At 48.5% G+C, this 21,470-nt stretch carries 22 protein-coding genes; 9 read left to right on the forward strand and 13 right to left on the reverse strand.

All coding sequences use genetic code 11. From position 1 onward, the window contains the following. The first annotated feature begins 23 nt into the window (after positions 1-23). The 3 genes from BRW63_RS22385 (at position 24) to BRW63_RS22395 (ending at position 3,723) form a co-directional block, all read left to right on the forward strand. A complete protein-coding gene (locus BRW63_RS22385) occupies positions 24-353 on the forward strand; it encodes a DUF6883 domain-containing protein (RefSeq protein WP_073074616.1) in 330 nt (109 codons plus the stop codon). Beyond that, complete coding sequence (locus BRW63_RS22390) at positions 353-616, forward strand: DUF4926 domain-containing protein (protein WP_073074617.1); 264 nt, start codon at positions 353-355, stop codon at positions 614-616. Before BRW63_RS22385 ends, BRW63_RS22390 begins: the two co-directional genes overlap by 1 nt. 182 nt (positions 617-798) lie before the next feature. Then, the gene (locus BRW63_RS22395; protein ID WP_181314464.1) at positions 799-3,723 is read left to right on the forward strand and encodes a two-partner secretion domain-containing protein; all 2,925 of its coding nucleotides are present in this window, start codon (positions 799-801) and stop codon (positions 3,721-3,723) included. A 63-nt stretch (positions 3,724-3,786) separates the two neighbouring features. Here BRW63_RS22395 and BRW63_RS22400 read toward each other — a convergent pair whose 3' ends face one another. The 5 genes from BRW63_RS22400 to BRW63_RS22420 all read right to left on the reverse strand — a co-directional run bounded on the left by BRW63_RS22400 (position 3,787) and on the right by BRW63_RS22420 (position 7,874). Continuing rightward, positions 3,787-4,086, reverse strand: coding sequence for a type II toxin-antitoxin system PemK/MazF family toxin (locus BRW63_RS22400; protein ID WP_073074619.1), 300 nt, complete (start codon positions 4,084-4,086; stop codon positions 3,787-3,789). Continuing rightward, positions 4,083-4,352, reverse strand: a complete 270-nt coding sequence (locus tag BRW63_RS22405; RefSeq protein ID WP_219898682.1) for a hypothetical protein — start codon at positions 4,350-4,352, stop codon at positions 4,083-4,085. Before BRW63_RS22405 ends, BRW63_RS22400 begins: the two co-directional genes overlap by 4 nt. 187 nt (positions 4,353-4,539) lie before the next feature. Further along, positions 4,540-6,435, reverse strand: a complete 1,896-nt coding sequence (locus tag BRW63_RS22410; protein WP_073074620.1) for a sensor histidine kinase — start codon at positions 6,433-6,435, stop codon at positions 4,540-4,542. After that, positions 6,435-7,103, reverse strand: a complete 669-nt coding sequence (locus BRW63_RS22415; protein WP_073074621.1) for a response regulator transcription factor — start codon at positions 7,101-7,103, stop codon at positions 6,435-6,437. The genes BRW63_RS22410 and BRW63_RS22415 overlap by 1 nt, the downstream gene beginning before the upstream one ends. 36 nt (positions 7,104-7,139) lie before the next feature. Then, on the reverse strand, positions 7,140-7,874 hold the full coding sequence (locus BRW63_RS22420) for a hypothetical protein (RefSeq protein ID WP_073074622.1): 735 nt from the start codon (positions 7,872-7,874) through the stop codon (positions 7,140-7,142). A gap of 97 nt (positions 7,875-7,971) precedes the next feature. On the opposite strand from BRW63_RS22420, the gene BRW63_RS27800 reads away from it, so the two are divergent. Continuing rightward, on the forward strand, positions 7,972-8,250 hold the full coding sequence (locus tag BRW63_RS27800; protein WP_143162105.1) for a hypothetical protein: 279 nt from the start codon (positions 7,972-7,974) through the stop codon (positions 8,248-8,250). Between the two features lie 65 nt (positions 8,251-8,315). On the opposite strand, the gene glgA is transcribed toward BRW63_RS27800, so the two are convergent. Further along, the gene (gene glgA / locus BRW63_RS22425; RefSeq protein ID WP_073074623.1) at positions 8,316-9,791 is read right to left on the reverse strand and encodes a glycogen synthase GlgA; all 1,476 of its coding nucleotides are present in this window, start codon (positions 9,789-9,791) and stop codon (positions 8,316-8,318) included. A gap of 164 nt (positions 9,792-9,955) precedes the next feature. Here glgA and BRW63_RS22430 point away from each other — a divergent pair, with 164 nt between their 5' ends. Beyond that, positions 9,956-10,162, forward strand: a complete 207-nt coding sequence (locus BRW63_RS22430) for a DUF2442 domain-containing protein (protein ID WP_083583179.1) — start codon at positions 9,956-9,958, stop codon at positions 10,160-10,162. Positions 10,163-10,232: 70 nt separating this feature from the next. After that, positions 10,233-10,424 carry a DUF2442 domain-containing protein gene (locus tag BRW63_RS22435; RefSeq protein ID WP_397428431.1) on the forward strand — a complete coding sequence of 64 codons (192 nt, stop codon included), beginning with the start codon at positions 10,233-10,235 and terminating at the stop codon, positions 10,422-10,424. A 23-nt stretch (positions 10,425-10,447) separates the two neighbouring features. On the opposite strand, the gene BRW63_RS22440 is transcribed toward BRW63_RS22435, so the two are convergent. The 4 genes from BRW63_RS22440 to BRW63_RS22455 all read right to left on the reverse strand — a co-directional run bounded on the left by BRW63_RS22440 (position 10,448) and on the right by BRW63_RS22455 (position 16,496). Beyond that, positions 10,448-12,001: a mercuric reductase gene (locus tag BRW63_RS22440; RefSeq protein WP_073074624.1), complete on the reverse strand. Its 1,554-nt coding sequence runs from the start codon at positions 11,999-12,001 to the stop codon at positions 10,448-10,450. Positions 12,002-12,385: 384 nt separating this feature from the next. Then, positions 12,386-14,293 (reverse strand): hybrid sensor histidine kinase/response regulator, encoded by a 1,908-nt coding sequence (locus BRW63_RS22445; RefSeq protein ID WP_073074625.1) that lies wholly within the window; start codon positions 14,291-14,293, stop codon positions 12,386-12,388. Between the two features lie 8 nt (positions 14,294-14,301). Then, positions 14,302-14,733, reverse strand: coding sequence for a response regulator (locus BRW63_RS22450; RefSeq protein ID WP_073074626.1), 432 nt, complete (start codon positions 14,731-14,733; stop codon positions 14,302-14,304). Then, the gene (locus tag BRW63_RS22455; RefSeq protein WP_073074627.1) at positions 14,733-16,496 is read right to left on the reverse strand and encodes a GAF domain-containing sensor histidine kinase; all 1,764 of its coding nucleotides are present in this window, start codon (positions 16,494-16,496) and stop codon (positions 14,733-14,735) included. The genes BRW63_RS22450 and BRW63_RS22455 overlap by 1 nt, the downstream gene beginning before the upstream one ends. A gap of 250 nt (positions 16,497-16,746) precedes the next feature. Between BRW63_RS22455 and BRW63_RS22460 the strand changes: the two genes are divergently transcribed. Beyond that, positions 16,747-17,853, forward strand: a complete 1,107-nt coding sequence (locus BRW63_RS22460) for a DUF4350 domain-containing protein (protein WP_223257476.1) — start codon at positions 16,747-16,749, stop codon at positions 17,851-17,853. Between the two features lie 142 nt (positions 17,854-17,995). Further along, positions 17,996-18,115, forward strand: a complete 120-nt coding sequence (brnA, locus tag BRW63_RS30040; RefSeq protein WP_397428432.1) for a type II toxin-antitoxin system BrnA family antitoxin — start codon at positions 17,996-17,998, stop codon at positions 18,113-18,115. 223 nt (positions 18,116-18,338) lie between these two features. On the opposite strand, the gene BRW63_RS22470 is transcribed toward brnA, so the two are convergent. The 3 genes from BRW63_RS22470 to BRW63_RS22480 are packed head-to-tail and all read right to left on the reverse strand — an operon-like array spanning position 18,339 to position 19,777. After that, positions 18,339-18,548 (reverse strand): lysophospholipid acyltransferase family protein, encoded by a 210-nt coding sequence (locus BRW63_RS22470; RefSeq protein ID WP_244913258.1) that lies wholly within the window; start codon positions 18,546-18,548, stop codon positions 18,339-18,341. A gap of 3 nt (positions 18,549-18,551) precedes the next feature. Continuing rightward, the gene (locus BRW63_RS22475; RefSeq protein WP_244913257.1) at positions 18,552-19,499 is read right to left on the reverse strand and encodes an MSMEG_0568 family radical SAM protein; all 948 of its coding nucleotides are present in this window, start codon (positions 19,497-19,499) and stop codon (positions 18,552-18,554) included. A 20-nt stretch (positions 19,500-19,519) separates the two neighbouring features. Further along, positions 19,520-19,777, reverse strand: a complete 258-nt coding sequence (locus BRW63_RS22480) for a hypothetical protein (protein WP_073074628.1) — start codon at positions 19,775-19,777, stop codon at positions 19,520-19,522. A gap of 247 nt (positions 19,778-20,024) precedes the next feature. Here BRW63_RS22480 and BRW63_RS22485 point away from each other — a divergent pair, with 247 nt between their 5' ends. Next, complete coding sequence (locus tag BRW63_RS22485; RefSeq protein WP_073074629.1) at positions 20,025-21,269, forward strand: DEAD/DEAH box helicase; 1,245 nt, start codon at positions 20,025-20,027, stop codon at positions 21,267-21,269. The last annotated feature ends 201 nt before the right edge of the window (positions 21,270-21,470 follow it).

A 21,470-nucleotide genomic window follows, 5' to 3' on the forward strand; every position in this document is an offset into this window, starting at 1 on the left:
CAAGGGACAAGGGCGAAGACGTGATGAAGTTACCCAATGGAGACCAGGCGATTATCCCGATCGCAAAGCTGCTCGGCTATTGCCTCAATCCAGACCATCCTAAAGGCAAACACAAGGCTAAAGTGTTTAAGTCTGCATTAGGCATCACGGCTGAAAACGTAGAACGACTCGATCAATTGATTCGGCAGGCGGCGATCGAAGGCGAAATTGTTCAAGAGCAGGTAACTGAATTTGGGCAAGAGTTTAAGCTAGACTGGACACTACCCGATACCAATGCTGTTCAACTCAGAACGATCTGGATCATTCCGCAGGATTCAACTGAACCTCAACTCGTTTCTGCTTTTATCAAGTGATGACTCAACCGAAACTTCTAGATACAGTTGCCCTTCTCATTAAGCTTCCGAGCGATCGCCTCTCATTAGTTGAGGAAAATAGTCTTGCCCTAGAAGAGTTGCCTATTGGTTTAGTTGGAACCATCGTGCATATTTATGACCGAGACGACGCACTGTGTCGCTACCTGGTGGAATTTTCTGATTCCCAGGGTCGTGAGTATGCAATGGCGACGTTACAAGCGCAAGATTTTTTGGTGTTGCAATACGAACTTGTTACGGTTTAAGGGATTTGGCAAGCTGGGAGGAGCAATTACTCGATCGCATTGCCCATCAAGGTCAATCTAAAGAAATTGCCAAGAGATAGGAAGAATTTGCCATTAGCAGTAGGATAAGGATGATCAGGTGGAGCTACCCTGTCATCCCCGATCAAGCAAATTACGGCAAAACTCAGCGGAGTGAGTGCAGCATGAGCAACTGGAGAAGGTTGGCTGGGCAGTTCGTGGGAATCGCGATCGCAGGGAGTGTAGGGGCGATCGCGGCTTCGTCTGTCTTTGCCCAAAGTGTAATTGTGCCAGATGAGACGTTGGGGAATGAGCGATCACAAGTCATCCAGAACTTTTTGGCTCTACCCATTGAAGCGATCGGAGGTGGGGCACAACGAGGGCAAAATCTATTTCACAGCTTTCGTGAGTTTAATGTCAGTGCAGGTCGCGGAGCATACTTTTTACCTGATGCATCGATTCAGAACATTTTAGTACGAGTGACGGGTGGCAGGGCTTCGGAGATTCTGGGAACGTTGGGTGCGTTTGGGGATGGTCGTCCGAATTTGTTTTTGATTAATCCCAACGGCGTTGTTTTTGGGACGAATGCGAGTTTGGATGTGCAAGGTTCGTTTGCGGCGACGACAGCGGATGGGGTGGGATTTGGCGATCGGGGTGTTTTTAGTGCTGTAAATCCAGCGAGTCCGTCGGCATTGTTGACGATAGATCCATCCGCCTGTTTCTTTAATGCAGTTGCTCAACGAGGCAGCATTGTTAACCAATCAACCGCAACCGCTACAGTATTCGGAGATCCAACATTTGGCTTGCGAGTTCCTAATGGCAAAGCTCTGACGTTACTCGGTGGCAATGTCCTGCTTGAAGGGGGGCAAATTGTTGCCGCAGGTGGGCGAGTGGAGCTTGGTGCAGTGGCCGGGGCTGGTAGCGTGGAGTTAGAACTAAATGGTCATTTGCGATTTACTCCAGAGGTGCAGCGAGGTAATGTCGCCTTGGCGCAACAATCTTTGGTGGGTGTCGCGGGGAATAATGACGGTGAGATTGTCGTAACGGCAGACAACATCCAAGTATCAAATAGTCAACTACTAGCGGGTGTTTATCCAGAATTGGGTGTTAAGGGCAGTCAAGCAAGCAACCTAACCCTAGATGCCACAGGAAAAATCCGTGTTGAGCAAAGTAGTGAAATTAGAAACAACGTAGGTTCCGATTCCGTTGGCAATGCTGGCAATCTGATTATCAATGCGGGTTCTTTGGAAGTGACGGGTGAGTCAGAACTTAGTACTAGTACTTTTGGACAAGGCAATGCCGGGAATGTGATTATTAATGTTCGCGATCATGCTTCCTTTATAGATAGTGGTGGTTCAAGCAGTGTTGAAGCGAATGCAACGGGCAACGGGGGCAATGTTCGTATTTCCGCTGGCTCTTTAGCACTGACCAATGCCGCACAACTAATTACTAGTACGGAAGGTACTGGAGATGCTGGAAGTATCATTGTCAATGTCCGAGATCGCGTAACCTTTGATGGTTTTGGTGCAGATGGTAAGCCTCTCACGGCCGCCTACAGCCGTGTAGAACCTGGTGGAAATGGCAAAGGCGGTGATATTCGTATCTCTACTGACTCCTTGGAACTAACTAATGGCGCACAACTGAGTGCTAATACCCGTGGTAATGGTAATGCTGGGAATATCATCATTGATGCCCGTAATCGGGTAAATTTTGATGGCACCAGTGCAAAGGGACTTGCCAGTGGTGCTTTTAGCAGCATAGCAACCGGAGCCATTGGACAGGGAGGCGATATTCGTATCTCTACTGGCTCTCTAGACCTGACTAATGGTGCGAAACTGAGTACTGCAATCTTTGGCACTGGAGATGCTGGTAATGTTGTGATTAATGCTCAAGATCGTGTGACTTTCGACAATAGTGGTGCTGATAGTGCTGTCGCGCCCAGTGGGAATGGGCAGGGTGGGAATGTCCACATCTCCACTGGCTCTCTGACTCTAACTAGTAGTGCATATTTGAGTACTGCCACTGAGGGATTAGGGGATGCCGGGAATGTCATTATTGACGCTCATAACTACGTGTTTTTTGATGATGGTTATATTTTTAGCAGCGTACAATCTGGCGGGAACACAAAGGGAGGCAATATCAGCATCTCTACTGGTTCTTTGACCGTAACGAATGGTTCTGCATTGAGTGCTCTAAGCGTAGGCGGCGATGCTGGAAATGTAATACTCAACGTGCGCGATCGCGCGATTTTTGATGCTGGCAATATTTGGACTGCCATAGGATATGGAGGGAGCGGTAAGGGTGGCAATATTTTTATCTCTGCTGGTTCTCTGAAGCTGACTAATGACGGAGGGTTGAGCGCAACTACTTACAGTACCGAAGACGCAGGGAATATTCAAATCAACTTGCGCGGAGATTTACAAGCCAATAACAGCAGCATCTCTACATTTGGGGAGATTGGCTCAGGAGGATCGATCACAGTCTCAGCCAAAGATATTCGTCTTCGCCAGAATAGCGATATCTCTAGCTTCACTTTTGGTAATACCAAAGGTGGCAATATAGCCCTCACTGCCAACACCATCATCGCGCTAGAAGACAGCGATATCCTTTCATTTGCCCCCTATGGTCGCGGTGGCAATATTACGCTGAATACTCGTGCTTTCTTTGGGCAAAACTATCGTCCGGCACCTCGCGGAACTAATTCGCTTACGTTGGTGGATGGCAACGATCGCGTAGACATTAACGCCAGCGGCACGGTTTCTGGTGTCATCACCCTACCTGACACCACCTTTATTCAAAACAGCCTCACCCAACTGTCGCAGAATCTCACTGATCCCAATACTTTGCTTGCCAATAGCTGCATCGTCCGCGATCGTAAGCAAAACGGCAGCTTTCTGATTACGGGTTCGGGGGGTTTACCTGTGCGACCGGGAGATGCACCGCCCTCGTCGTTTCCGACTGGAGAAGTCCGATCGCTTCCAGATCCAGAAACTCAGAAAACAGGGAACAATCGATCGTGGAAACTCGGCGATCCGATCGTCGAACCTCAAGGCATCTACCGTCTTCCCAACGGCAAACTCGTCATGAGCCGCGAATGCGAGAATCAATAAACTTCAGCTTTCCTCGCTTGAACTCGTCAGCAAATCCAAAGCAATCCTTAACGCTTGATTGAGTTACATCAGAGTTGGCTGATTCAACTCACCTCGCATCTCTAACAACCGTGTTTTTGCCAACACGCGAACTTGCTCACCCAAGACAACCGAATCCCGATCGAAACCGCCTTCTGGTGCTCGAACCAAAACCTGAGTCGGATAGATGCGCTTGCCACGGTAGGCTGTGCAAGGCACGGCAAGCCCGATCGGGCTACTGGCGTTCAAGTCATTACGGCTGACCAAAACCACAGGGCGAATACCTGCTTGCTCAGACCCCTCGGCCGGATCAAGTCGAGCCATGTCAACTTGCCCCCGTCTCATAATTCTGTCGGCGTTTGCAGAAACGCTTCCCACTGGGCAGTTGCAAATTTCGCTTCGATTTGCAGGGCTTCGGCTTGATAATCTGGATCACTTGCCATCTCTACAAGAGCCGCATCGATTTCAGCCGAACTCAGTGCGTTTGACTCAAGCGGCTCATCAATTACTAACACAATGCGGTGTTTTCCTGGCAGAATTTCAGCCGGGACTTGTATCTTGACTGTACCATCAGGATTGACAATTGCCGTTGTTTTAATCGTTCTCATCATTAAGGTGTCTCAAATTTGAGGGAGTTCTGTCGTACAAATATCCATGTCTTATTCTACTACTCACAAAAACGGGTTACTTTAGACGATCGTGGAAACTCGGCGATCCGATCGTTGAACCCCAAGGCATCTATCGCTTACCAAATGGTAACTTAGTGAGCTGCGAGTGCGAACAGCAGAAACCCCAAAATCAAAACCGCCAAAACCTGGCTTTTCTGACCGACCAACTCAACTCACACAGCGTTCCGCCCGTCGATCGCACCTCTCGCACAAACACGCCTTGCAATTGCTTCGTCAAACTTCTTGCCTGCTGCGTTCCCATTCCTTCCGGTAGCGATGAATCATAGCCGCGACCATTGTCCATTACCTGAATTAAATTGCGTCCCTTAGCGTGAATACATTTCACCTCCAAACGACTCGCGCAAACTGCGTGTTTGCCGACATTGCACAGCGCCTCTTCTAGAAACCGACACAGCCCCCGCTTTTGTTCAACGCTCAAACGTCGCTCATTCATCGGCTCAAACGTGACCAATTGCACTTTGAGCGACTTGAAACAGGGTAAGTCTCGCTCCATGACGTTGGTGTAAACTTCATACAACACCTCATGCATCGGCTCCTGCAAATTTAACTCGCGATCGTGGCTCAAATAAAACTGATCGCCCTGCATCAGCGCATCTCGCCGCACCGAATCGTAGACCGATCGCAGTTCTTGATTAAGCTGCTGTAACTCACTGAGCATCTGTGACGATGGCAGATCTTGCGACTGCACCTGACGCAACAAGGTTGCTAGGGTTTGTAGTGGGCCGTTGTGAATGGTGTTGAACGTGTAGTCAATGACCCGCTGACGGTCTTGCAGGCGCGATCGTAAATCCTGGTCATAGCGGTAGAAGGCAGCTAATCCTGCACTGTTCAAGACTAGCACCAGCAACGCCGGAGCCACCGGAATCCACCAGCCCAGCAGCAGCAATCCATAGCTGATTCCGATTAACGTAATGCAGGCGATCGTTAACCCCAGCAAAATCCACAGCGGAGCGCGAATAAACCGTCCTAAACTAATGCCTAAAATACCCCAAGCAATAATCCACACATACTCCCAACCGTCTGACCAAACGTTGAGTAGAGGACGCTGATCTAGGGTCGCACTCACGATTTGACTAATAGCGTGTGCCTGAATTTCGACCCCGTAAATGAGCGCTGGATTGTCGCTGACGATCGCGCTCGAACTCACTACATCTTTGGTACTCGGAGCCGTCATACCGATCAGCACGATGCGATCGCGAATCCACTTCGGATTGACCTGACCCAATTGAATATCTTGTAGCGAAACGATCCGAAACGGATTGCGTCCACTGCGAAAATTTAGCAGGACTTGACTACCACCTGCATCGGCTCTCACATAGCTCCCAAAATTTGGCTGAAAGCGAATAAGTTCTGTTGAGCCAAACCGCATTGCTTCTGGGTCATGAATCCCGTTCTCGAGAGAAAGGTTTTTAGTTAACAAAAAAGCCTCTGCTAATCGCAACGACAGCGAAGAATGCCAATCTCCCTTTAAGTCGGAGGCTCCTAATAAACTGCGCCTGAGTATACCATCTGTATCAAACAACGCATCGACAAATCCTACTTGTTCTGCTGGCAGTGTGGGCGGTGGATTAATGCCAATGCCGCTTTTATCATCAGGCAGTTTTTCGATCGCAATTACCCGTTTGTCACGCAAGGCTTGAACCAATGCCTTGTGACCGGGCTGTACCGGAAGATCGCGAACAATATCGAGTCCGATCGCCGCAGGCTGATAGGTTTGCAGTGTTTTGAGCAGGGCGGCGAGGTCGCGATCGGGAATCGGATAAGTACCAATGCGGCGAATATCTGCCTCATTAATGCCAACAATCAGAATTCGCTCATCTACTGGCTCTGCCGGGCGCAGCCGCAATCCTTGATCTAACGCTCTCCATTCCAGCCATTGCAGCACGCCGGTCAACCGAGCCGCAATCACGAGTCCGATGATCACGACTCCGGGTAGTGCGCCGATTCGCCAAATAGAAGATTCATTTTTCAGCCGTGTCCCAAGGCTGCGGTTAACATCTGCCATTAATCAATCAGTCCTTCCTGCCGCGATCGCAGTTCTGTTTGAATGCGAATATTCTTACCTTCTTCGGGGTATACCTCCAGCGCATCCTGAATTTTTGTCCAATAGTGCCGCACGGTACGCTCTGCCACATTGAGGCGTTCAGCGATCGCTCTATCCTGCAACCCTTCGTGAAATGCGAGCTTCAACACGTTCATCCACTCGTGTTTTAACTCCAATCGGGTTCGCATTTCTTTCGGCGTGTAGTTGACCCCTTTGAGGGCCCAATCTACTAGTTTTAGCATCTCTTGTAGCGGTAGGCTTTTGTCAGCAATAGTAAATCCGCCTTCATGGTTACTGATAATCGGTTTGAGGCGGACTAGCGATCGTACATGGGCACTTTGCACCACAATGTTGAGCGTTGGGTAGATCTGCATGAGAGTTTTGAGGACTTGAATACCCGTTTCTGTTTGGGCGATCTCTCCTGAAACGTTAGGGATTGAAAGATCCATCACCAATAGGTCTGGCTGACCTTGCTCAACCCACTGAGAAGCCGCTTGAGCCGTTTGAGCGGTCTGAATTTCAGCCGTTGGATATTGACGTTTGAGTCCCTCAACGGTGCCGTTTAGAACCGATTCGTGGTCATCAATCACTAAAATTTTTTCGGTTGATTTAGATATTTCTTGGCTCATACTCCTTTCCTCTCAAGTTATCGTTGTGAACTGGAATTATGGCGATCGCCACTGACAGCACCAAGTCACCGTAGAACCTTGTCTCCGACAGTAGCATTTTCCATCCGCCAAAACCTGAAAGAATTGCTGTAGATAAGTCAATTCGGTCTTAGCACTGGATAGAAGGTCTGAGACGTTTGACGTACTCAGTTGAATCATCAATCTTGACTGCGCCTGTTGGCTCAATCGAACATAGAGAACAGTCTCTGGGAGCGGCTGAGAAGCAATCATTGGCAGCAGTTCGTTTAGAAAGGCCAAAATTGCGCGCCGTTGCTCGATCGGCTCTTCGTCCCAAGCGATCGGCAACTCGATTTCCAGTTTCAACGCTGGATGCGTCACCTGCCACTGCTTAAGAACATACTGAATCGCCAATGGCAGACTATCGTTGAGGTAGGGCGGCGATAAGCGGTTCGTCACAGCTTCTAACGAGTGTTGAATTGTTTCAATTTGCGTTAACCAGGTTTGAACCTCCTTGGTATCGGCTCGATCGTGGGCTAGAGCTAACTCTAAACTCCGTCGTATTGCAAAAGACTCCTGCAACAACCCCTCCCGAATCGATTCGGATTCGCGGCAAAGCTGGGCAGTCTGTCGCTGATGCCCCCAGCGCAATGTTCGCCGCATCTCAAGATAGGCGGCTAAAAGCCAAAACAGAACGAAGAGACAAATTGCCAAAATCACGAGCTTCTCGATCGACTCATTAAGACAGATAGCAGTATCGGAAATTCTCAGCAATGCATTTGCTAGAACTTCCCAAATCGCTGAACTGTCGTTTCAATTCACATAATATGAGAACTGGCTGGACAATACACGCCTGTTTTCGGTCGAGTGCATGGCACAAACAAGACAGGTAAGATTGCACTTTTCTGCAATCTCATGGCACTACATTAAGGTTTTTAATCTGGCGAACCAGTTCATTCTGTTTCCTAAGTTACGATCGCTGGCATTGCTCATTCATACCGCAATTCAGCAATGCCCGATCGTGCTCAACTACAAATCCCATACTTCTGCAAAAAGCCAGCTAACAAGCTTTTCATACTCTCCATCTTCTCAAAAAGCTCTAGTCAGTCCTGCTTGCTTCAAAACGGCATTTGCAGTATGCCGCGGATAATTTTAGTCTAGGCTAGATGGGGTGAGAAATCACAACTCTATCAACCAATTATTTAGAGGTGAAAATTATTTGTGCCGGATGAACTCGTAAACCTTCAGATATTCTTCTGCTGGGTTGTGCCATGAATAATCGTATTCCATGCCCTGAATGACTAGCTTTTCATACTCTTCGGGGGCGTGTTGATAAAGCCCGATCGCGCGATCCATCGCAGATTCTATGGCTTTCTCATCGGTTTGGTAGAACACATAGCCGTTGCGTTTTTCGGGCGGTTTGCTGGAATCGTAATCTCGATCGAACACTGTATCGAGTAAGCCCCCTACGCCTCGGACGATCGGAACAGTGCCATATTGCAGCCCGATCATTTGTGTCAATCCGCACGGCTCGTAGTTGCTGGGAACAACAATCATATCGGCTCCGGCATAAATTAGATGAGATAATTCTTCATTAAAACCTAGTTCTAAATGACAATCAGGGTTTTCATTTAAGAACGCTTTTTCGTGCTGGAACTTCGCGTTAATTCCTGGCTCGGTTGCTGACCCTAATAAGACAAATTGTGCCCCTTTTTCGAGTGCATAATAAATGGCGTGATGAACGAGATGAACTCCTTTTTGCTCATCTAACCGTCCGATATAACAGATCAGAGGTTGATCTGAATCTTGCAGTAACAGACGATCTCTCAGCGCTTTTTTGTTCTTCTCTTTTGCAGCTAAATCGTCTTTGCTGTAATGAGATGGAATGTAGCGATCGCTTTGTGGATTCCAAAACTCATCATCAATGCCGTTGAGAATTCCAGAAAATCGCTCTTCGTTTAAGTGAATCGTGTGACTTAACCCACAGCCAACTTCTGTGTAGTGTGCTTCCCAGGCGTGATGGGGTGACACCGTGTTGACAAAATTTGAGTAGACGATGCCGCCTTTCATCATGTTTAACGCAAAGGGATTAAAGTTATCGCGCAACCGATCGTATTGAAAATAATACGACTCTTGGTTCAGCCCCGTTAATTTAAGAATTTCGCTTCCGGTAATGCCCTGATGCTTGAAGTTGTGAATGGTATAACAAACCCGTTGATCTGCCATACCATGATATTTATAAATCTCAAACAACATCACCGGAATTAATCCAGTTTGCCAGTCGTGACAGTGAATCACATTGGGTCGTTTATTGCTTCTGAGTAAGAATTCTAAAGCGGCTTTGCTGAAGAAGGCAAATCGCATATTGTCGTCTGCACAACCATAGTAAACGCCTCGATCGAAGAACCCCTCTTCTGACTTGGGTTTGATAAAGAAACACAGTCGCCCATGCACCCAGCCGCAATAGACATCGCAGAGAATTGCGCCGCCATCCCAGGGCACTGACAAATCGCGATAAGCGTCGTGAAGTCCCCAAATATGGTCAAATCGCATACAGTCATACATCGGCAAAATTAGCTCGACGGTGTTGCCGCGATTTTCTAACTCGCGGCTGAGTCCATAGACGACATCGCCTAGCCCTCCAGCCTTAATGACTGGGGCGCATTCCGACGCGATTTGCACGATATACATATCAAACCCTCACTCACGATCGCTTTACTAAAGTTCTTTCCCTTGTACCTGTTTAGATCAAGACGCACCGTTTGTAAACAATCTGAAGTTGGGTTTTTTATCAAGATTAAACCAAATTGCTAGGCTGGTAGAAGAACCTCAAACAGTTTTACTGGATGCGTGGCATGACTACTTTGACCCTTGAAACGGAACCGATCGCAAGTCAAATTATGGTTACTGATGAGAAGCTGATTATAGACTTGATGGATGGTCGCAGCCTGATCGTTCCTCTGGGTTGGTATCCTCGCTTAATGCACGCATCAACTGAAGAACGGCAAAATTGCAGCAATTCTCAGTATGAGAATAATTCTCATGAAAACGCCCAGTTTTAACAGCTATGAATGGCTGAAACTCGCATTCTGCCGTTCATAAAATTGAGCGCACAAGCCTTTAGAAGCTCTGATTTCAGTACAAATGTTTCAAAATGAGAATTGCTGGCAAAATTGGCAATTTCTAGGTGGTGGCTATGCGATCGAGTGGGTTGATCTGGATGAACATATTGGAGTTGAGGGGTTACTAGCGGGCAGGCAAAGCGGTGAAAGCCAAAGGTCTTTAGAGCGTTGGCTATCCACACGAGAAGCGTCTATAAATTGATGTAAAAAAGTGGGTAACAAAATTTATCGCCTCAACTTAACCCAGCTTGAAGCTAGTTTTTTCACAAAGGGAGTCAAGCGATCGCGGCTATATTCATCCGCCGCTTTACGAATGGCTTCTGCCTGGGTGGGATAAGGATGAATTGTATTCGCGAGGGCACCGATTCCTAGTTTATGGGTCATTGCTAATGTAATTTCGTTAATCATATCGCCAGCGTGACGCGCGACGATCGTCGCTCCAATCATTTTACTAGTTCCTTTTTGTAGGTAAATTTTTGCAAATCCTTCGACTTCGCCATCGACGATCGCGCGATCGACTTTATTCATCGGCACATTGAGAATCTGGACTTCAATTCCTTGCTGTTGCGCTTCTTTTAGCGACATCCCAACCGTTGCCACTTCTGGATCGGTAAACGTACACGACGGCATGATCAGCGAACTGAGCTTTTTCCGTCCCAATCCGAGAATGGCAAACAGCGCATTTTGAATCAGAATTCGAGCCGCCGCATCTGCCGCATGAGTATATTTCCACTCCATGCAAATGTCGCCCACCGCATAGATCTTCGGATTCGTGGTTTGCAGATAATCGTTGACAATCACGCCGCGCTTTTCGTCATAATCTACGCCGACAATTTCAAGGTTGAGATTTTCAACATTGGGCGATCGTCCGACTCCGACCAAAATTTCATCGACGGTGACTGATTGTTCTTTTCCATCTTGCTCATAGTGAATAATTTTTTCTGCACCTTGACGCTCAATGCGTTGAATTTTGGATTGTAAAAGTAGTTGAATTCCTTCTTGCTCGAATGTCTTTTGTACGATCGCTGCTGCGTCTTCATCAGCACGACTCAAAAGGCGAGAACTCTGCTGTAATAGGGTGACTTCCGATCCGAGTCGTCGAAAGGTTTGGGCTAACTCACAGCCAATATAGCCACCCCCAATCACCCCTAGTCGATGGGGACGTTCTGTTAGCTCAAAAACGTTTTCGTTGGTGAGATATCCCGCTTCGGCTAGACCCTCGATCGACAACTCTGCCGCACGAGAACCCGTTGCGATCGCTGCCTTGCGAAAGTGCAGACTTTTTCCAGCAACGCTCACCGTGTCAGCACTCGCAAATTTCGCCTCTCCAAAAAACACATCTACGCCATAATCTTGCTGAAATTTCTTCGCCGAATCGTTGGGGCTAATTTGCGCTCGGACTTGCCGCAATCGCTCCATCACGGCTGCAAAATCGACGCTAATCTCGCCCGATGTGCCAATGCCATATCGTGCCGCATTTTGAATATCAGCAACGACTCGCGACGATCGAATCATGGCTTTTGAGGGCACACAGCCAACGATCGTGCAGTCGCCGCCCATTAAATGCTTTTCGATTAGTGCCACCTTGGCCCCAAAGATTGCTGCCCCTGCTGCGGTTACTAGCCCCGCTGTGCCTGCGCCGATCACCACCAGATCATAGCGAGGAGCAGGCTCAGGGTTGACCCAATCGGGCGGATGGACGTTGTTAACCAACTCCTGATTATATTGATCCATTGGCGGAACGATGACCTGATCACGATCGGTGACAAATTGCGACATAAAACAATTCTCTTTCAACAGCTTCTATCATTCTATGGAACGTGGATTTATTAAGGTGTAACTTCTCGCCATCTCCCTAGGGAGCTACGGTGTACACCAATCTTTGTCGCTGCGTGGGTGGTGTTTCAGAGATGTTGCTGGATGAGCTAAATGATTGACCCAATAAACTTTCTGCAGAACTTTACAACACATTTAGAACACTACCGCTGCGTTTGGGTCGGCTTCAGCCCCCTAAATCCCCCATTCTGGGGGACTTTGAGCTAAGACTCTGGTTTCAAAGTCCCCACTCGTGGGGGATTTAGGGGGCAAAAGTCTCGGCGATGACAAATCAGAGGACTTTTACAGGTTATTTAATCCACGATCCTATGGAACGAGCTGATCGTGTCAGGTGTTGACTTTCTCAACGAGTGCTTCTTCCAGGGTGTTCAACAAATCCTTCACCGTAAATGGTTTTGACAAAAATCGCTGTACGCCTGCATTGGCTGCATTTGCAACCATTCCCCTAGACGACAACCCACTCATCGCTACAATTTCAACATGAGGATTGATCCTCTGTAACGTGAGAATTGTAGTCGGACCATCCATCAACGGCATCATCAAATCGATTAAGACTAGATGAATTTCATCATGATGTTTAGAATAGGTTTCGATCGCCTCTACCCCATCACAAGCAGTCAACACGCGATAGTTATAGTCTTCTAACGTAATGCGCGTACTTTCTCGCACCGGGGCTTCATCATCCACCACTAAAATTAAATGATCATTGCCTTGATGCAGTTCTGGGTCTTCGATCGGAGCAGATTCTTGAATCATCACCGCAGGAAAGAAGACTTTGAACTCAGTTCCTTGGCCGAGTTGACTCGCTACGGTAATGAAGCCGCCGTGACTTTTGACGATGCCGACGACGGTTGAAAGCCCTAACCCCGTGCCGCCGCCCAGCTCTTTAGTGGTGAAGAACGGCTCAAAGATGCGATCGAGAATCTCGGCGGCAATTCCGGTGCCTGTGTCAACTACCGATAACACACAATAGGGACCGATTTGGGCTTCTATATTCAGCCGTTTGTCAGTTTCAGTCAGCCATTGATTGGTAGCAGAAATTGTGAGAACGCCCCCGATCGGCATCGCATCACGAGCATTCACACACAGATTCATTAACACCTGATGAATCTGTGTGCTGTCACCCACTATCGTCCACAAATCTTGCGGAACTTCGATCTCAACCTCGATCGATCGCGGTAACGTTTCCCGCAAAATTCTTTCAATCTCGCTAATTAAGTGTCGTGTTTGCAAAAGAACTCGTTTGCCTTCTACGCCACGAGTAAACGACAACACTTGTTTCACTAAATCTGCGCCGCGTCGAGCATTAGTTTCTAAAAGCTGAAGCAATAGTTGACTGCGATCGTCGAGGTTTTTTAACTTCAAAGGCAGCAGTTGAGCCGCCGCTAAAATTGGAGTCAAAATATTATTTAAATCGTGAGAAATGCCGCTCGCTAACGTGCCAATACTTTCTAATCTTTGAGCGCGAAAGAACTGCGCTTCTAATAGCTTTTTTTCGGTGATGTTGGTGTCTACGGTCAAAATTGATTTGGGTTGTCCTGCTTCGTCTCGCACCAGTGTCCAGCGGCTTTCGACCGTTACTTCTTGATCAGATTTGGTAATTTTATGCAACTCACCGAGCCATTCTCCTTTGGCGATCACCACATCTAAGGCTTCTCGCAGTTGAGGCGATGATTTTCGATAAAGCAGTTGATTGGCGTTTTTGCCGATCGCCTCTTCGGCGTGCCAACCAAATAATCGCTCTGCGCCTTTATTCCAATACACAATGCGATGGCTTAAGTCTCTGACCAGAATGGCATCGGTAGTGATGTCTAGCAATGCCGCCTGCTGACGAATCTTTTGTTCGGCCCGTTGACGCTCGATCGCATAGCGCATCGATCGCGCCAATAAGTCTCCCGTCACTTGTCCTTTAACCAAATAATCTTGGGCACCTTCTTGCATTGCCCGCAGCGTAATTACTTCATCATCTAACCCCGTTAAAATCACAACCGGAATGGCGGGCACTCGACGATGAATGTTAACCAGCGTTTCTAACCCCATGCTGTCGGGCAAGGTGAGATCTAAAAGAATAATATCAAATCGACTCTCAGTCAGATTGTTGAGGGCGGTTTCTAACCGATCGCATTGCGTCACTTGAAAGGGGTTAGTCGGCACTTCTTTGAGAAACTCTAGCAACAGCCGCACATCAGCCGGGCTGTCTTCGACTAACAAAACGTTTATCGAGTGCTCTGCCATATTGATGGTTACTCCGGTGGCAGTTTGACGATCGTGAACCAAAAATCTTCGATCGATTGAACAATTTTAATAAACTGATCAAAATCAACGGGTTTAGAGATGTAACAGTTTGCACAGAGATTATAGGCTTTAATAATATCCTCCTCAGCTTGAGATGTGGTTAAAATCACAACCGGGATGCGCTTTAAAACCTGATCGGCTTTAATCTCAGCTAGGACTTCGCGCCCATCTTTTCTGGGTAAATTGAGGTCTAACAAAATTAAATCTGGGTGAGGAGCGCTGGCATAAACGGTTTGCTTACGGAGAAATGCCATCGCTTCTACGCCATCATCGACAACGCTGAGATTAATGTGCATCTTACCATCTTCGAGCGCAATCCGAGTGAGTCGAGCATCACCTGGATTATCTTCAACCAACAAAACTTGAATGGGTAAACTCATCAGATTGGGATGCCTCTAGACAACGTGAAATAGAACGTGGTTCCTTGCATCGGCTGCGACTCAAACCAAATGCGCCCTCCATGCCGCTCGACAATTTTTTTGCACAAAGCTAACCCGATGCCAGTACCCGGATATTTGCTGCGCGAGTGCAATCGCTGAAAGATTGCAAAGATGCGATCGTGGTATTGAGACTCAATGCCAATGCCGCGATCGCGCACGTAGAAAGTCGTTTCTTCTGCATTATCGTCAGACACCCCAATGTGAATTTGAGGAGCTTCTGCCTGACGAAATTTAAGCGCGTTTCCGACCAGATTTTGAAAAAGCTGGGTTAATTGGGTGGCATCTGCCGTGACGTTGGGCAGCGGATCGTGCGTGATCACCGCCTCATTTTCTTGAATGGCGAGTTGCAAATTAGCGATCGCGCGCTGCAATACTTTTTCGGTGTCTACATCGGTGAAGGGTTGTCCCCATGTGCTGACCCGTGAGAAGCTCAACAAATCTCGAATCAGGGTTTGCATCCGCTCTGCCCCTTCGACCGCGTAGTCGATAAACTCGTCTGCACTGGCATCGAGTTGGTGCTTATAGCGTCGCTCTAATAATTGCAGATAGCTAATCACCATCCGCAAGGGTTCCTGCAAATCGTGAGACGCAACGTAGGCAAATTGTTCTAACTCTGCATTCGATCGGATCAGTTCTTTCCGTTGATAAGTTTCTTGCTCTAGCAGTTGTGATTGTGTAATTGCAATGCCAATTTGATTCGCGAGTTGCTGCAATAATTCTGTTTCAAAATTATTCCAGTGTCGAGGTCTACTGCATTGGTGAACAATCAGTAACCCCCACAGCGCATCTCTGCACACCACAGGAACGACCAGATTTGCCTTGACTTCAAACTGCTCTAAAAACTGGCGATGACAGGCTTGAATCGGGGCGGTTTGAATATCCGTGATCGAGCTGATTCGACCCAATTCATATTTCTCTTGATAGTCTTGCTGAAAACACGGGTCAACAATATTTTGCCCCCACGAAACCGGATAGGGCTGCAACACGGCTTCTTGCACAACCTGACCCGATCCATCTGCTTGAAGTTCAAAAAGCAGCACCCGATCGGCACTCAGCAGTTTTTGAACCTCCCGCACCGTGATCTGCAAAATCTCATTTAGCTGCAACGACTGCCGAATTTTAAGCGTGATCTCAGTAAACAGCCGATGACTCAAACTCTGAAGCTGAAGGTCTGCTTCGACCTGTTTGCGCTCGATGTTCGCCTGCGCTAAAACGCTGAGATTTCGCCTCAACTCTAGCTGAGTCATCACCTGCCGACCCAACCCTTCGAGGGCGCTGATTTGGTCGATCGTCAGTTGCCGGGGCACGAGGTCGGCAACACAGAGCGTCCCGATCGCGTCTCCGGTCGGTGTGATCAGAGGCACCCCAGCATAAAAGCGGACGTGAGGAGTTGCCTTCACCAGGGGATTGGTCGCCCAACGCTCATTTGCGCTGGTATCTGGCACAACCAGCGTCTCTCGGCTCATCAGACACTCAACACAGATGCCAAGGTCTAACGGCATTTCTGCCAGGTCTAACCCAACTTTGGCTTTAAACCACTGGCGGTCGTCGGCAATTAAATTAATCAGCGCGATCGGAGCCTGGCAAATCTGAGCCGCTAACTGCACCAAATCGTCAAACGATCGCTCAGATTCACTGTCAAGAATCCGGTATTGCTGCAATGCGGTTAGCCGTGATTGCTCGACGATCGAGTCCAGTTCCATGAATGTTTGTTCTTGGGCGCTCAGTGATTTCTTAATGCACTTTATAGTTTAATGTTCTCTTGCAAAAGTTAGACTTTTATGACGCAAAACTCAACTTTTGTGAACTACTAAGAACCCTCACCCCAAACCCCTCGCCTGCGGGAGAGGGCTAGGATGAGGGTTCTTATTCGCCCATCGCGTATGCTTGATGAATCTGTGCCCGCTCGATCGACAAAAGCTCGTCCAGTTTCTTTTTGCCTAACTAACCCAAATGATGAAGCGCATCAACCGCAAAGGGCTTTTTGGATTGATTGTGATCGGCGCGATCGTGCTGTTAACGATCGTAGCGGCTCCGAGCAGCAATCGTCAGGTGAGCGGTTCTACATTTAGCCGTGCGCCCGATGGTTATGGGGCTTGGTATGCCTACATGGAGCGGCAGGGCATTTCCATCCAGCGCTGGCAAAAGCCTTGGACAGATGGGCTGACCCGTCAATCTCCAGTCACGTTTTTGCAAATAGATCCTGAATCTCAGAACGGCATTGGCTCGATCGCGCCGGGGTCTGAGCAAGAACGCTGGATTCGTAGCGGAAGCACACTGATTATTTTGGGTGCCCCGGCCCCGGCAACCGATCGCCCATTCACGACGATGCAGACCAGCGATCGCGGCTTAGTCAAAATCGAGACGACACGCAGAAGACAACTGGGTAAGAACCAAGACCAGCTTTTAGGCGATCAAGCGGGCGCGATCGTTTGGCAATCCAAGGTCGGCAAAGGGCGAATTGTCTTCGCCAGCACTCCCTATCTCGCAGCTAATGCCTATCAAAACGAACCCGGTAACTTTGCGTTTCTGGCTCAGTTAGTCAAGCAAAACGGCCATGCTATCTGGGTCGATGAATATACTCACGGCTATAAAGAAGCGGCGATCGCGGCTCGTGAAGGTAAAGGAAGCTGGATAGCCTATATGAGCCAAACGCCTCTGCTGCCGATTTTGGTGCAATTAGGGGGGGTGTTGCTGGTGCTGGTTTGGGCAGCTAATCGCCGCTTTGGGCAACCGATGCCGTTGACAAACCCCAAGCCAGATAACAGTGAGGCTTATATTCAGGCATTGGCGGGCGTTTTGCACAAAGCGGGTCGCAGTGAGTTTGTGCTGGATGGAGTCGGCAAACATGAACAGCTACAGATTCAAAAAGCGCTAGGGCTTGGCTCGACGATGCTAGAACTAGACGCGATCGTCGAGGCGTGGACTCAGCAAACAGGTCGTCCTGCCGCAGAGTTGGAACAAGTTTTGAAGGCGCGATCGAGTACTCAACGCATCAGCGAATCAGACCTACTCTCCTGGATTAAAAATATTCAACTCGTGCGGCGCAGGTTGCCTTAAATAATGGTCAAAATTCAGGCTGGAGAAAGCGATTTATGAAAGCAGAGGAATTTGATCGGCGGTTTGATGAGGGTGAAGATGTGAGCGAGTTTTTGAAACTGGCTCGGCATCCCGTCCAGGGCATGGGCAAAAACGAGTAGATATTGATTTTCCACTCTGGATGGTTGAGGCGCTCGATCGAGAAGCAAAACGCTTGGGCGTGACTCGTCAATCGATCGTGAAAGTTTGGATTGCAGAAAGACTGGAGCGACCTTCAATGTAAACGGCGATCGCTACCAAACTGCTCGAAAACACGTTTGTCAAAAAAACCGCCGCAGGAATAACTTTGTGCCTTCAATTGCTGCTGCGAATAATAACATTTGCCAGCATAGAGAACATATCAATGCAAGATTGCATGAGAGGGATATGCATCTCACTAAAAATTGGTGACATCCCCAACTATTTGCAGTTGTAACGGCTTTGTAGATCAATCCTTTGCCAATTTGTCAACCTTTGCGATAGTCCACATGAGTGCCTAATCTGCCGCCATACCAAACGCCGGGTTCGACTTCATAGATTCGGACTACGCCAATCACTGGTTGATTAGGAGCGATCGCCACGATCGGGTAAGCAATTTGGTCAATGTCGTCGCGATCGTTACGCTCAAAATAAGCGTCAATTTCGTGAGAATCGGCTGCTAGCTCGAATTGGTACATGAATCAAGATTCAAAGTTAGAGATTGCTGAACAAGCACCACACTTTGCACATCCGGCTTTTACGTCTGCTGATGACATCCTGGCTTGCTTGAGTTGGGCACCAATGTGCTTATAAAGAGTAAACATCCATTCACTTTCGGGGGCAGGATGATTGGCTAACAGCGTTCCTGTAATCGGAACAAACGGCACCACAAACGGATAAACCCCAATTTGAATTAAGCGATCGCTCACTTCCAACAGAGTATCTAAACTGTCCCCTAATCCGGCTAGAAGATAAGTACTTACCTGTCTCCAGTCAAACACTTTGACGGCTGCCGCAAATGCCTCGAAGTAATCCTCGACCGGTACTGTTGCTTTACCGGGCATAATCTTCGCCCGCACCTGCGGATCTGCTGCTTCTAAGTGCATTCCTAAACTGTCAACTCCTGCCGTCTTCATGCGATCGAACCAGACAAAATCATCAGGCGGCTCACACTGCGCTTGAATGGGGAGACTGACTCTGGCTTTGATGGCGGTGGCACATTCGACTAAATAAGCGGCTCCGCGATCGCTCGTGTTGGGCGTTCCGCTGGTCATTACCAAATGCTTGACACCATCTAACCGAACCGCCGCTTCTGCAACTTCTGAGAGTTGAGCGGGAGTTTTACGGGCGATCGTTCTTCCAAATTCTAGGGATTGCCCAATCGCGCAAAACTGACAAGAGGTTGTAGTGTCACCATAGCGAATGCAGGTTTGCAGAACGGTTGTAGCTAATACATCTCGACTGTGCAGTAGAGCAATCTTCCAGTAGGGAATGCCGTCAGTTGTGGTGAGATTATAGAACTGGGGTTGTTGAGGAAAGCTGATCGACGAAATCGCTTCTCCGTGCCGTTCTAAAGCCAATTCTGCTGATGACTGATTGCGGATAGAGTAGGGCGATCGCGCCGCCAAACTGTCATAAATCGGCACCATTACTGTTGTGCCGTCTACCGTTACCGCTTTGTGATCAGAAGGGCCTGCAATAAATTGACTAACCCGATCGAGCCTTCAAACGCAACTGTGTGGAATGTGACTAATGCTTTCTCACCTGGATCGGCTTTGACATCAGGAAAGGCTTTCTCTTCATAATCAACAAAGAAATAACACCAAATGATAGAAGAATTGACAGGCGATGAGAGTTTAAAGAGTAGGTCAGGTGCTTTTGTGCCATAAGTGACGTTGCTGGAACTGCGATCGTATTGATCCGGCACTAAATGCTATCTCGTTCAGGGTGGCTTTTGAATCTGACTACAATCATCTCCACAGACGATCGTAGCGAGAATTCCTACAGCTATTTCACCCCCTCATTCTGCAACACCAGAATTGTTATAGAATAGCAAAGGTCGGCATTCGCTCCAGTCTTCATTACCGAATATCGCGTCAGCCCTTCAAACCCATATCTGTCTGCCAAGACTGGTGCCATCAACGGCAACAGACCGATGTTATCTCTGGAGTTACATGTCTTTTTCAAACCTCGGTCTGTCTGATGAAATCGTTCGTGCTGTTACCGCACGGGGCTACACTGACCCAACACCGATTCAGATACAGGCGATTCCGACGATTCTGCTAGGCAGTGATTTGCTAGCAGGCGCACAAACAGGCACAGGCAAAACGGCTGGTTTCACGTTGCCTATTCTGCAACGGCTGTCTGCCAAGCGACTTGAAGATTTGCCGAGTCACCCACCGATTCGATCGCTGATTCTCACGCCCACTCGCGAACTTGCTGCCCAGGTAGAAGAAAGCGTACGCGACTATGGCAAGCATCTTAACCTCACCTCAATGGCAATCTTTGGCGGAGTCAACATTAATCCGCAAATTCGCCGCCTCAAAAGCCGCGTAGACATTCTCGTTGCCACACCCGGACGGTTGCTCGATCATGTGCAGCAGCGCACCGTCGATCTTTCCCAGGTCGAGATTCTCGTGCTTGACGAGGCCGATCGCATGTTAGATATGGGCTTTATCCGCGATATTCGTCGCATTCTCACCAAACTGCCCAAGCAACGACAAAATTTGTTGTTCTCTGCGACCTTCTCAGACGAAATCAAAGCACTCGCTCAGACGATTCTCACCCGCCCCGTGATGATTGAGGTTGCACCCCGGCAAGCTAATGCTGATTTGATCGCTCAAAAAGTTTATCGAGTTGCCCGCGATCGTAAGCCTGAGTTGCTGACTCACTTGATCAAGCAACACAATTGGTTTCAGGTGTTGGTCTTTACTCGCACTAAGCACGGTGCCGATCGACTGTCTAAACAGTTAACTCAGGGTGGCATTCCGGCACTGGCGATTCATGGCAACAAAAGCCAACTGGTGAGAACTCGCACCCTCGCGAAGTTTAAAGACGGCACCTTGCAAGTGCTCGTAGCAACTGATATTGCCGCACGAGGCATCGACATCAACGAATTGCCGCAGGTGGTTAACTTTGACTTACCTGATGTGCCCGAAGATTATGTCCATCGCATCGGGCGCACGGGGCGTGCAGGTTCAGCCGGAGAAGCGCTGTCGCTCGTCTGTGTCGATGAATATAAGCTCCTCGCCGATATCGAAAAGCGCATGAAGCGATCGCTCCCTCAAGAAGAAGTCGCTGGCTTTGAACCTGACCCCAACGCCAAGCCTGAGCCGATTCAGCGGCGATCGCCACGCTCTCAGCCCCAACGAGAAATGATCTCTGGGCGATCGGCTTCAGGTAACGGTCGGCGGCGTTAATATAGCCATTGATTTAACGTGAGTTCGATAGAAGTGGTTCACTCCGATGATGAATTCGGGAAGCCCCCTAAATCCCCCACGAGTGGCAGGGTGGTTTCAAGTTAGCCAGCGAAAAACCTGATGGACTTGATTGGCTAGATCCCGAATGCAATCTGGGAGAGTACGGCAACCCAAGCGACGGGCAAGCGTAATCAGGAACGA

The organism is Phormidesmis priestleyi ULC007, assembly GCF_001895925.1.
Taxonomy (GTDB): Bacteria; Cyanobacteriota; Cyanobacteriia; order Leptolyngbyales; family Leptolyngbyaceae; genus Phormidesmis_A; species Phormidesmis_A priestleyi_A.